This is a genomic window from Pseudomonas corrugata (assembly GCF_001269905.1).
Classification (GTDB): Bacteria; Pseudomonadota; Gammaproteobacteria; order Pseudomonadales; family Pseudomonadaceae; genus Aquipseudomonas; species Aquipseudomonas corrugata.
On the sequence record NZ_LHVK01000004.1, the window covers coordinates 55838 to 68276 of the forward strand.

11 protein-coding genes are annotated in these 12439 nt (G+C 61.4%); 9 read left to right on the plus strand and 2 right to left on the minus strand.

Annotated features, from left to right (window positions below; genetic code table 11):
- Positions 1-23 precede the first annotated feature (23 nt).
- Positions 24-2408: a hybrid sensor histidine kinase/response regulator gene (locus AD665_RS05765; RefSeq protein ID WP_024780854.1), complete on the minus strand. Its 2385-nt coding sequence runs from the start codon at positions 2406-2408 to the stop codon at positions 24-26.
- Between the two features lie 302 nt (positions 2409-2710).
- On the opposite strand from AD665_RS05765, the gene AD665_RS05770 reads away from it, so the two are divergent.
- From AD665_RS05770 to AD665_RS05785, 4 genes are all read left to right on the plus strand, one after another.
- Positions 2711-3508: a hydroxymethylpyrimidine/phosphomethylpyrimidine kinase gene (locus AD665_RS05770; protein ID WP_024780853.1), complete on the plus strand. Its 798-nt coding sequence runs from the start codon at positions 2711-2713 to the stop codon at positions 3506-3508.
- 29 nt (positions 3509-3537) lie between these two features.
- Entirely contained in the window at positions 3538-4164 is a 627-nt protein-coding gene (gene thiE / locus AD665_RS05775; protein ID WP_024780852.1) for a thiamine phosphate synthase, read from the plus strand.
- A 23-nt stretch (positions 4165-4187) separates the two neighbouring features.
- Positions 4188-5471, plus strand: a complete 1284-nt coding sequence (gene hemL, locus AD665_RS05780; RefSeq protein WP_024780851.1) for a glutamate-1-semialdehyde 2,1-aminomutase — start codon at positions 4188-4190, stop codon at positions 5469-5471.
- A 217-nt stretch (positions 5472-5688) separates the two neighbouring features.
- Positions 5689-6243, plus strand: a complete 555-nt coding sequence (locus AD665_RS05785) for a tetratricopeptide repeat protein (protein ID WP_024780850.1) — start codon at positions 5689-5691, stop codon at positions 6241-6243.
- Positions 6244-6382: 139 nt separating this feature from the next.
- Here AD665_RS05785 and AD665_RS05790 read toward each other — a convergent pair whose 3' ends face one another.
- Complete coding sequence (locus tag AD665_RS05790) at positions 6383-6712, minus strand: DUF1820 family protein (RefSeq protein WP_024780849.1); 330 nt, start codon at positions 6710-6712, stop codon at positions 6383-6385.
- 133 nt (positions 6713-6845) lie between these two features.
- On the opposite strand from AD665_RS05790, the gene miaB reads away from it, so the two are divergent.
- The 5 genes from miaB (at position 6846) to lnt (ending at position 12302) form a co-directional block, all read left to right on the plus strand.
- Positions 6846-8174 carry a tRNA (N6-isopentenyl adenosine(37)-C2)-methylthiotransferase MiaB gene (gene miaB, locus AD665_RS05795; RefSeq protein WP_053191347.1) on the plus strand — a complete coding sequence of 443 codons (1329 nt, stop codon included), beginning with the start codon at positions 6846-6848 and terminating at the stop codon, positions 8172-8174.
- Between the two features lie 238 nt (positions 8175-8412).
- Positions 8413-9420 carry a PhoH family protein gene (locus AD665_RS05800; RefSeq protein ID WP_024780847.1) on the plus strand — a complete coding sequence of 336 codons (1008 nt, stop codon included), beginning with the start codon at positions 8413-8415 and terminating at the stop codon, positions 9418-9420.
- On the plus strand, positions 9413-9871 hold the full coding sequence (gene ybeY, locus AD665_RS05805) for an rRNA maturation RNase YbeY (protein ID WP_024780846.1): 459 nt from the start codon (positions 9413-9415) through the stop codon (positions 9869-9871). The genes AD665_RS05800 and ybeY overlap by 8 nt, the downstream gene beginning before the upstream one ends.
- A 40-nt stretch (positions 9872-9911) precedes the next feature.
- Entirely contained in the window at positions 9912-10751 is an 840-nt protein-coding gene (locus AD665_RS05810) for a CorC family transporter (RefSeq protein WP_024780845.1), read from the plus strand.
- Positions 10752-10778: 27 nt separating this feature from the next.
- Positions 10779-12302, plus strand: a complete 1524-nt coding sequence (gene lnt / locus AD665_RS05815; RefSeq protein ID WP_053191349.1) for an apolipoprotein N-acyltransferase — start codon at positions 10779-10781, stop codon at positions 12300-12302.
- Positions 12303-12439 lie beyond the last annotated feature (137 nt).

Consider the following 12439-nt stretch of genomic DNA (forward strand, 5'->3'; position numbering starts at 1 on the left):
GCGGAACAAAGTGTCATACCCGCCTAAATGTCGGCGCTTTCGCCCTGCCTCGGACACAGCACACGACGCTGCAAAATTCCTTGCAGAGCCTCGAATTTCACCGGTTTGCCCAAGTAATCGACCAACGCACCCGCCGGGCAACCATTCGGGCTCAGGTTCGGACCGACCACCAGCACCGGCAAATCTTCACAGCCAGCCAGGGTACGGATCTGACAGCAGACCGATACGCCGTCCAGCGGCGACGACTGGCAATCGAGCACCACGGCATCGAAACTGCCGTCCCGCAACATCTGCAGCGCCCCCTGCCCACTGTCGGCGGTGCGTACCCGGTAGCCCAACTTGAGCAACATGCCGCGCATGACCAGTTGATCGATGCTGTCGTCATCGGCCAGCAGCACCGTGCAGTCCTGGGGCTGACGGGTACCATGCCTGCTGCTAAATGAGAACGGCGTAGGGGCCGCCGTCGGCAAGGCCATTTCAAACTCGATATCCAGTTGGAAACGGCTGCCGCGCCCGGGCTCGGAGGTATGGGTCAAGCGTCCGCCCATCAATCCCACCAGTTGTCGACAGATCGCCAGACCCACGCCCAGGCCGCCGTACTCACGGGTCATGGAACCGTCGAGCTGGAAGAAGCGCTGGTACAAGGTTGCCTCGCCCAGATCGGTGAAACCGATCCCCGTATCGATCACGGCGAAGGACAACCCCCACCGGTCATGTTCCATCGGCTTGCCGCTGACTCGCAGCGCCAGGCCGCCCACCCGGGTGAACTTGACGGCGTTGTCCAGCAAGCATTCCAGGCACTGGGCCAGTTTGCAGCTGTCACCGAGCAATCGATCCGCCAGGCCCGGCGCCACATCGACCTTGAAATCCAGGCCCTTGGCCTGCGCAATGGCCGCGAACTGCACTTGCAAGACATCGATCACCCCGCGCAGGCTGAACGAAGCCGGATTGACCTTGAGCTTGCCGGCCTGCAACTCCGTGAGGGTCAGCATACCGTTGACCATGCGCATCATGTCCCGCGCCGAACCGGCGGCGGTCTGTTGGTATTGGGTCAGTTCCTCGTCCATCTCGACGGTTTCCATCAACTCCAGCGAGCCGATCACGCCATTCATGGGCGTACGCAGTTCATGGGTCAGGGTCGCGAGGAATTCATCCTTGAGCTTGTTACCGTGAGCCAGTTGCTGGTTGAGCACTTCCAGCTTCTGCCCGGCATCCAGCAGGGTCTGGGCCTGTTGCTCGCGCATGGCATTGATACGGTCGGCCAGGGCCAGGGACAGCAACGCCACTTCAATGGCCGAGCCGATCTGGCTGGCGTACATGGTCAGGAACACGTTCGGCAAATAACCAAGCACCATCAAGGTATTGACGATGCCTCCGAGCAAAAACGCCGACCAGGCAATGATGAAGTAGCGCGCCACCCGCAGCCCACGCCACCAGGCGAACAGGCCGGCGGCAAAAATCACCACCGTGAACACCAGGGCCAACGCCGTCGCCAGACGCAGGGCCAAGGCGTAACTGGCCATCAGCGACAGGCTCACCACCACCGCGCTGAAGACGATCAGCGCCAACAGCAGGCGATCGAGCCAGCGGCTGTGTTGGGCGGTTTGCAGGAAGCTGCGGGCAAACTGGCTACCGAACAGGCCCGCGCAGCCGATGAAGAACGGGGTCGCGGCGTTGGTCCACCAAGGATTGTCCGGCCAGAAATACTCGGCTGCGGCACCGTTGACCGACAACTGGTAAAGGCCGAACGAGGCGATATAGACGATGTAATAGAGGTAACTGGTGTCGCGTACACTCAGGTAGATGAACAGGTTGTACACCAACATGCCCAACAGCACGCCATAGATGATCCCCAGCACATACAAGCGCACCGGCTGCTGTTCAAGATAAGCGGTGCTGGACCATAACGTCAGCGGCGCCTGGATAGATCCCTGGCTCTGCAGGCGCAGATAGACGGCCTGGCGCTGGTCGGGAACAAAATCCAGGCTGAACAGATAGCTGTTCTGACGAATTTCCCGGGCGCCGAACGGCAGCGCATCGCCGGTCTGGCGAACCAGGCGATAGGCACCGCTGGCATCAGGCAGATACAGATCAAGGTGATCCAAGGGCGGATAGGCCAGCTCCAGCAACCAGGTGCGCTGGGCATTCACATTGCGGGGGCGGTAGTGGAGGTCGATTTTCAGCCAGAACGCCGACCGCGAATAACCGGCATTCAGCGTTTCCTTGTCATGGGGCTTGAAGCGACCGGCTGCGGCCTCGGCCAGCACATCGTCGAGGGTGGCGGTGCCGTTTGCGTCTTCGAACACTTGCAGCGCCTGGCCCAGGGGCAGGCTTTGGGTGAACTCGTCGAATTCGAGGGCGCTTGCCAAGGGGGACAAGCACAGCAGCAACATCAGCAAATAGCGCATTTAAGCCCCAGCGCGGCCTGTCCGGTTGAGTCAGGAAGCCCCCCATTCCCTGAGTAGACGTAAAACCGGCATTACCTGTTATTTAAGTTGGATCCATCCTTAGCATAGCCGTTGATGGCCAACTTGCACCATTGAAATTTCTCCAGCAGAGGGCTCTAGAACGGGCATTTGAGAGCAAAGTATTGAGATAGAGCTGTTGCTTTGGTCAAGTTGCCACGCGGCTTCGGAACATCGCTTACCCAATGGCAGGGAAATTTATCGGTGGAGCCGACCGAAGGGGTTTGGTGGTAAGCTCGCGCACCATGAATATCTACAGCTCTCGCCCCGTTGTCCTCTGTCTCTCCGGCCACGACCCCAGTGGTGGCGCCGGCTTGCAGGCAGATATTGAAGCCCTGCTCGCCCAGGGCTGCCATGCCGCCCCGGCTGTTACCGCGCTGACCGTGCAAGACACGGTGAACGTAAGCGACTTCCGCGTACTGGATCGCGAGTGGGTACTGGCGCAAGCCAATGCCGTGCTCAACGATTCGCAGGTCGCCGCGGTCAAGCTGGGCATGCTCGGTTCCCTGGAGATGGTCGACACCGTGGTCGAGCTGCTCCAGGCGCACCCGCACCTGCCCATGGTCTGCGACCCAGTGTTGCGCGCCGGCGGTGGCGGACGCCTGGGCAAGGATGAAGTCGGCTATGCCATGCGCGAACGGCTGCTGCCCCTGGCGATCATCGCCACCCCGAACCTGCCGGAAGCACGCATCCTCGCCGAACTGCCCGAGGGCAGCGCCGATGAGTGCGCCGAGAAACTGCTGCCCTTCGTCAAGCACCTGTTGATCACCGGCGGGCATGGCGACGAACATGAAGTCCATAATCGCCTGTACAGCCGTGACGGTCGCCGCGAGACGTTTACCTGCCAGCGCTTGCCCGGCAGTTACCATGGTTCCGGCTGCACACTCGCCAGCGCCCTGACCGGTCGACTGGCCCAGGGCGAACAGCTCGCCAGCGCCGTGCGCACAGCCCTGGATTACACCTGGCGCACCCTGCGCGACGCTGAACAACTGGGCAAAGGCCAGTTCGTGCCACGTCGTCTGCCGCTGGATTTCTGCTCATAACATTTTTGCCAGATACAGAGGGCTGTGGAATGAAATTACGTGGCCTCTATGCCATCACTGATAGCCAGTTGCTGGCCGGTAAATTCCTCGCCTATGTAGAAGCGGCACTGGAAGGCGGCGTCACCCTGCTGCAATACCGTGACAAAAGCAGCGATGAGGCCCGGCGCCTGCGCGAAGCCGAAGCCCTGCGTGACCTGTGCGAGCGCTACAAGACCCAGTTGATCATCAACGACGACGCCGAACTGGCCGCGCGCCTGGGCGTCGGCGTGCACCTGGGACAGACCGATGGGCCGTTGGCGCCGGTACGGGCATTGCTCGGGCACAAGGCGATCATCGGGTCCACCTGCCACGCCAGCCTGGAACTGGCCGTACAGGCCGCTGCCGAAGGTGCGAGCTACGTCGCCTTCGGCCGCTTCTTCAATTCCAACACCAAGCCTGGCGCGCCCAGCGCAGACCTTGAACTGCTCGAACAGGCCCGCCTCAAACTGCATGTACCCGTGTGCGCCATTGGCGGCATCACCCTGGACAACGCCGCCCCGCTGGTGGCCCACGGCGTCGATCTGCTGGCAGTGGTCCACGGCCTGTTCGGTGCCGACAGCACTCATGAAGTGACGCGCCGCGCCCGCGCATTCAACGATCTGTTGAAGATCAAATAATTTCCGTTTTCGAGAGACCGACCATGTCCCGTTCCGAAACCCTGTTTGCCAACGCCCAAAAACATATTCCCGGCGGCGTGAACTCCCCTGTTCGTGCGTTCAAGAGCGTCGGCGGTACCCCGCTGTTCTTCAAACACGCCGAAGGCGCGTATGTAACGGACGAAGACGACAAACGCTATGTGGATTACGTGGGTTCGTGGGGGCCGATGATCCTGGGCCACAGCCACCCGGACGTGCTGGATGCCGTGCGCAAGCAGCTGGAACACGGACTGTCCTACGGCGCCCCGACGGCCATGGAAACCGAAATGGCCGACCTGGTCTGCGCCATCGTGCCGTCGATGGAAATGGTGCGCATGGTCAGCTCCGGCACCGAGGCAACCATGAGCGCGATTCGCCTGGCACGGGGCTACACCGGCCGCGACAGCATCATCAAGTTCGAAGGTTGCTACCACGGCCACTCCGACAGTCTGCTGGTCAAAGCCGGTTCCGGCGCATTGACCCAGGGCGTACCAAGTTCCGCCGGTGTGCCGGCGGCGTTTGCCAAACACACCCTGACCCTGCCGTTCAACGACCTCGAAGAAGTCGAAAAGATGCTCGCTGACGTCGGCCAGGAAGTGGCTTGCATCATCGTCGAGCCGGTGGCCGGCAACATGAACTGCGTACCACCGGCTCCGGGCTTCCTCGAAGGCTTGCGAAGCCTGTGCGACAAACACGGCGTAGTCTTGATCTTCGACGAAGTGATGACCGGTTTCCGGGTCGCCCTCGGCGGTGCCCAGGCCCATTACGGCGTGACGCCGGACCTGAGCACCTTCGGCAAGATCATCGGCGGCGGCATGCCGGTTGGCTGCTTCGGCGGCAAGCGCGCAATCATGGAATGCATCGCGCCCCTGGGCCCGGTCTACCAGGCCGGCACGCTGTCGGGCAACCCGTTGGCCATGGCCGCCGGCCTCACCACACTGCGCCTGATCAGCCGGCCCGGCTTCCACGCCGAGCTGACCGCCTTCACCACCCGCTTGCTCGACGGCCTGCAGATTCGCGCCGACGCGGCCGGCATCCCGTTTGTCACCACCCAGGCCGGCGGCATGTTCGGCCTGTATTTCAGTGGCGCCGACGACATCGTGACGTTCGAAGACGTGATGGCCAGCGATGCTGATCGCTTCAAGCGCTTCTTCCACCTGATGCTCGAGGGCGGCGTCTACCTGGCGCCGAGCGCGTTCGAAGCCGGCTTCACCTCAATCGCCCATGGCGAGACAGAGCTGAAGATCACCCTCGACGCCGCCGAACGGGCCTTCGCCGCAATGAAATAAGCCTGCGGATAACTGACGCTGGCTGACACCGGCGTCAGTGATTACCGACAAGCTTCGCCTCTTTTCCTACGTATTAATCGATAAAGTGGCCATCTACACGTTCTGGCAGCAGAAAAACGAGTAAAGACTTTGTAAGGATGGCCCTGCTTATTTCATAATGCGCGCTTATTGGATCCCCCGAAGGGTCCGCGCGCCCCTCAGAGGTAAGTCGATTCCCATGAACCGCACCGGCCGCACCCTTGCCCTGGGCTGCCTGTTGCTCCTTCAGCCGCTGCTCGCGAATGCACAAGCAGGCGGCAACTCGTTGTTGATCCCGGCGGTGGGCCGTTGCACGCTCAATACCCAGCCACAAGATCTCGCACAGGCACTCGACGCCTGTCGAAAAGCGGCGGACGCCGGCGATGCGCAAGCACAATACGAGTTGGGCGAGTTCTACTACGAAGGCAAGGCTGCGCCGCGCGACCTCAAGCAAGCCCTCGATTATTTCGAAAAAGCCTCACTGCAAGGCCATGCCCAGGCGCAATTCAAGCTCGGTGGCATGTTCTTCCATGGCGAAGGGGTACCTGCCAATAACGTCCAGGCCTACATCGTGCTGAAGATGGCGGCGGTCAACGGCGCCGAAGATGCCCTGGACACCGCCGACGAAGTCGCCGAGCAGATGCCCCGTGACGAACTGGAAGTGGCGACCCAGGTGCTGGGACAGATCTTCCGCAAATACCTGATGGAACTGCAGAACGCCGATGGGCGTACGCCCTTCTCGCCGTTACCCTGATTTTGCTGTGGCCTTGATGGCCTCATCGCGAGCAGGCTCGCTCCCACATTGGCACTCTGTGAGCACAAGATTTGTGAACACCTGTTATCCCGTGTGGGAGCGAGCCTGCTCGCGATTAGCAGCGACTCGGACTTGAACCTTACTTCTCAGGCATCGGCATCGGAAACGGCATCACATTGCCGACCGTGCCCCGGGCTTCGCTGATTTTCGGAGTGCCCAAGCGCTCGACTTCGTCGATGCGCACGATCGAATGCATCGGCACGAAACTGCGCACCACGCCTTCGAACTGGGCCTTGAGCTTTTCTTCGCTCGGGTCGACGACCACTTGCGTGCGCTCGCCAAAGACGAACTCTTCCACCTCCAGAAAGCCCCACAGATCACTTTGATAGATCTGCTTGGCGTACATTTCGAACACCTGGCCCTGGTTGAGGAAAATCACCTTGTAGATTGGAGCTTCACGTTTGGTCATGGCGGGCGAAACACATCGGCAGGTAAAAATGAGGGCGCAGACTATAGCATAGCCACTGCTCGCACAGCGGTAGGAACCGCGGGACTTGTTCCCTATAATGCGCGGTTCTTTGAATCACGTGATGACTCCCTCCATGGCCAAGAAGCTTTACATCGAAACCCACGGTTGCCAGATGAACGAGTACGACAGCTCGCGCATGGTCGATCTGCTGGGCGAGCACCAGGCCCTGGAAGTCACCGCACGCGCCGAAGATGCGGACGTGATTCTGCTCAACACCTGTTCGATCCGCGAACGCGCCCAGGACCGGGTCTATTCCCAGCTCGGCCGCTGGCGCGAACTGAAGCTGGCCAATCCGGAAATGGTCATCGCCGTGGGCGGTTGCGTGGCCAGCCAGGAAGGCGCCGCCATTCGTGACCGTGCGCCGTACGTGGACGTGGTCTTTGGTCCGCAGACCCTGCACCGCCTGCCTGAGATGATCGACGCGGCCCGTGTCACCAAGCTGCCGCAGGTGGACGTTTCGTTCCCGGAAATCGAGAAATTCGACCACCTGCCCGAGCCGCGCATCGACGGCCCGAGCGCCTATGTCTCGGTCATGGAAGGCTGCAGCAAGTACTGCACGTTCTGCGTGGTGCCCTATACCCGGGGCGAAGAAGTCAGCCGCCCCTTCGACGACGTGATCGCCGAGATCATTCACCTGGCGGAGAACGGTGTACGGGAAGTGACGCTGCTGGGGCAGAACGTCAACGGCTATCGCGGCCTGACCCACGACGGACGGCTGGCGGACCTCGCCGAACTGATCCGCGTGGTGGCGGCAGTGGATGGCATCGACCGCATTCGCTACACCACCTCCCATCCGCTGGAGTTCTCCGATAGCCTGATCCGCGCCCATGCAGAGGTCCCTGAACTGGTCAAGCACCTGCACCTGCCGGTGCAGTCGGGCTCCGACCGGATCCTGGCGGCCATGAAGCGCAACCACACGGCACTGGAATACAAATCCAAGCTGCGCAAATTGCGGGCAGCGGTGCCGGGGATCTGCATCAGTTCGGACTTCATCGTGGGCTTTCCCGGTGAAACCGAGAAAGACTTCCAACAGACCATGAAGCTGATCGAGGACGTTGGGTTCGACTTCTCCTACTCGTTTGTCTACAGCCAGCGCCCCGGCACCCCGGCGGCCGACCTGGCGGACGATACCCCCGAAGAACTGAAAAAAGAGCGGCTCAACGCCCTGCAGCACCGCCTCAACCAGCAGGGTTTCGAGATCAGCCGACAAATGGTCGGCTCCCTCCAACGGATTCTGGTCACCGATTATTCGAAGAAAGACCCGGGCGAACTGCAAGGCCGGACCGAAAACAATCGCATCGTCAACTTCCGTTGCGACACCCCGGCCCTGATCGGCCAGTTCGCCGACGTGTACATCGACTCCGCGCAACCGCACTCCCTGCGGGGCTCGTTGATCCAGTAACCTTTTCAAAAACACTATTGCCTGTGCAAGCAAGACCTGTGGGAGCAAGGCTTGCCCGCGATCAAGGCAGCGCGAACTTCAGCAAGGTTGCGGTGCTTTCATCGCGGGCAAGCCTTGCTCCCACTATGGGTTGTGCCAACCCTGTGATCGGATTCGCCTGTTTAAGAGCTTTCGCACCCAGCCTACTGGCGTTATCCTTGATTTCATCTCAATTGCCCCTGGGCGGCTAAAAACGACCTTGAACGCACCCATCGAACCCCATCGTTTCATTCTCGAGCCCTTTGAGGCTCGCCGCTTCGCCAATCTGTGCGGGCAATTCGACGAGCATCTGCGCTTGATCGAACAGCGCCTGGCCATCGAGATCCGCAACCGCGGAAATCAGTTCGAGCTGATCGGCGAACCCAAGCACACCACCTCCGCGGAAAACCTGCTGCGCCGCCTCTACCGGGAAACCAAGGGAAGCGAGCTGTCGCCGGACACTGTCCATCTGTTCCTGCAGGAGTCGGCCGTCGAAGAGCTCGACAACCACGCCCCGGCTGAACCTGCCGTGGCCCTGCGCACGAAGAAAGGCATGATTCGCCCTCGCGGCTTGAATCAGCAGCGCTACGTGAAGGAAATCCTGGGCAACGACATCAATTTCGGTATCGGCCCGGCCGGTACGGGCAAGACCTACCTGGCCGTGGCTTGCGCGGTCGATGCCCTGGAGCGCGAACAGGTGCGACGCATCCTGCTGGTGCGTCCAGCAGTCGAAGCCGGGGAGAAACTCGGATTCCTGCCCGGCGACCTGACCCAGAAAATCGACCCGTACCTGCGCCCGCTCTATGACGCGCTGTATGAAATGCTCGGCTTCGAATACGTCGCCAAGCTGATCGAACGCCAGGTCATCGAAGTCGCGCCGCTGGCCTACATGCGTGGCCGGACCCTGAACAACAGCTTCATCATCCTCGACGAAAGCCAGAACACCACCGTCGAGCAGATGAAAATGTTCCTGACCCGGATCGGCTTCGGCTCCACCGCCGTCATCACCGGGGACATCACCCAGGTCGACCTGCCTCGCGGCACCAAGTCCGGGCTGAACCATGTGATCCAGGTGCTCAAGGATGTCCCGGGCATCAGTTTCACCCACTTCCTGCCCAAGGACGTGGTGCGCCATCCATTGGTGCAACGCATCGTCGAAGCCTACGAGCGCTTCGAGCAGCGCGCCGAGGATCTGCATGAAAGCAGAGGCAGCCGCCAAGATGCTTGAACTTGACCTGCAATTGGCCAGCGCACACGCCGTCCCCAGCGAAGTCCAGTTCCGCCAGTGGTGCGAGCTGGCCCTGCGCCAGCGCAGCGCCGACTCGGAACTGACGATCCGTCTGGTGGACGAACCCGAAGGCCGCGAACTGAACCATACCTGGCGGCAGAAAGACTACGCGACCAACGTGCTGTCCTTCCCCGCCGATGTGCCCGACGAACTGCTCGATATCCCGCTGTTGGGGGACCTGGTGATCTGCGTCCCGGTCGTGGAGCGCGAGGCCACCGAACAAGGCAAACCTTCCGAGGCCCACTGGGCCCATCTGGTCATTCACGGCTGCTTGCATCTGCTTGGTTACGACCATATGGAAGATGACGAAGCCGAAGAAATGGAAGCACTGGAACGAACGTTGCTTGCAGAGCTGGGTCATGCCGACCCTTACGCCGGCGACGAGCACTGATACATCAACCTGTAACGACAAAGGATTCAGAGTAATCGCTATGAGCGAAGATCGATCGAGCAACGGGCAAAAGTCATGGCTGGGCAAGCTCACCCAGGCTTTTGCCCATGAGCCGAAAAACCGCCAGGAGCTGCTGGAGCTGCTGCGCGATGCACACCAGAACAAACTCCTGGACAGCGAAGCGCTGGCCATCGTCGAAGGCGCCATCCAGGTCGCTGACCTGCAAGTACGGGACATCATGGTGCCGCGCTCGCAGATGGTCAGCATCAAGGCGACCCAGACACCCCGCGAGTTCCTGCCCGCCGTGGTCGATTCCGCCCACTCGCGCTACCCGGTGATCGGTGAAAGCCATGACGACGTCATGGGTGTGCTGCTGGCCAAGGATCTGCTGCCCCTGATCCTCCAGGAGAACGGCGACAGCTTCAATATCAAGGACTTGCTGCGCCCGGCCACTTTCGTGCCCGAGTCCAAGCGCCTGAACGTGCTGCTGCGTGAGTTCCGCGCCAACCACAACCATATGGCCATCGTCATCGACGAATACGGCGGCGTGGCCGGGTTGGTCACCATCGAGGATGTGCTCGAGCAGATCGTCGGCGACATCGAGGACGAGCACGATGTCGAAGAAGACAGCTACATCAAGCCACTGCCCAGCGGCGACTTCCTGATCAAGGCCCTGACGCCGATCGAGAACTTCAACGAATTCTTCGACAGCCAATTCTCCGACGACGAGTTCGACACCGTCGGCGGCCTGGTGATGAGTGCTTTCGGACATCTGCCCAAGCGCAACGAAACCACGGAAATCGGTTCCTGGCGCTTCCGCATCCTGAACGCCGACAGCCGCCGGATCCACCTGCTGCGCCTGTCACCCATTGGCCGATAACCCCTGCGAGACCCGCTAAGGACACACATGCGCTGGATAACCCGCCCCGGCTGGCCCGGTAACCTGCTGGCCGTGGCGGCCGGTGCGATCACCACCCTGGCCCTGGCACCGTTCGACATCTGGCCGCTGGCATTGCTGGCGGTCGGGCTGTTCTATGCCGGGCTGCGCGAACTCTCGCCGCGCCAGGCCCTGGGCCGGGGCTGGTGCTTCGGTTTTGGCCTGTTTGGCGCGGGCACCAGTTGGATCTACGTCAGCATCCATAACTTCGGCGGCGCCTCGGTGCTGCTCGCCGGGCTGCTGATGCTGCTGTTCGTGGCCGCCATCGCCTGGTTTTTTGCCCTGCCCGCCTGGCTTTGGGCGCGCTGGCTGCGGCGCAATGAAGCCCCGTTGGCCGATGCCCTGGCATTCGCCGCGCTGTGGTTGGGACAGGAAGCGTTTCGCGGCTGGTTCCTCACCGGTTTCCCATGGCTCTATTCCGGTTATAGCCAGCTCGATGGCCCCTTGGCCGGTCTCGCGCCGGTGGGTGGGATGTGGCTGATATCCTTCACCCTGGCCCTGACCGCCGCGCTGCTGTACAACACCCCCCGCCTGATCCGCGCCGGACGCAAAGGCTTTATCGCGGCGGGCGTGGTCCTGCTGATCGGCCCCTGGGCCGCCGGCGTGGCGCTCAAGGGTCATGCCTGGACCAGCCCCTCGGGCGATCCGCTCAGCGTTGCCGCCATTCAGGGCAACATCGAGCAAAGCATGAAGTGGGACCCGGAACAGCTCAACGCCCAACTGGCGCTGTACCGCGACATGAGCTTTACCTCCAAGCGCGTCGATTTGCTGATCTGGCCGGAAACCGCGGTGCCGGTGCTCAAGGAGTCTGCCCAGGGCTATCTGGACATGATGGGCAGTTTCGCTGCCGAGCGGCATTCGGCGTTGATTACCGGGGTGCCGATTCGCCAGCTTGTACGTCATGAGAAACGCTACTTCAACGGCATTACCGTGACCGGAGAAGGTGACGGTACTTACCTGAAGCAGAAACTGGTTCCGTTCGGCGAGTACGTCCCTCTGCAGGACCTGCTGCGCGGCTTGATCGCCTTCTTCGACCTGCCCATGTCGGACTTCGCCCGGGGGCCGGCCGACCAGCCGTTGCTGCAAGCCAAGGGTTACCAGATCGCACCGTTCATCTGTTATGAAGTGGTGTACCCGGAGTTTGCCGCCGGCCTTTCGGCCCGCAGCGACCTGCTGCTGACCATCAGCAACGACACCTGGTTCGGCACCTCGATCGGCCCGTTGCAGCACCTGCAGATGGCCCAGATGCGCGCCCTGGAAGCCGGTCGCTGGATGATTCGCGCCACCAACAATGGCGTGACCGGGCTGATCAACCCCTTCGGCCAGATCACTGCCCGGATCCCGCAGTTCGAACGTGGCATCCTGTACGGCGAAGTGGTGCCGATGCACGACCTGACGCCATACCTGCAATGGCGCTCGTGGCCGTTGATCATTTTGTGCGTGCTGCTGCTGGGTTGGGCGTTGGTGACCAGCCGGATCGCCAAGACCGTTTAACCGACTTGCGAATCCCCCTTGTGGGAGCCAAAGCTTGCTCGCCATAGCGACAGATCAGTCAACATTGTTGCTGACTGACTTACCGCAATCGCGAGCAAGCTTTGCTCCCACAGGTTTGTGGCTTGACTGATCGGGCC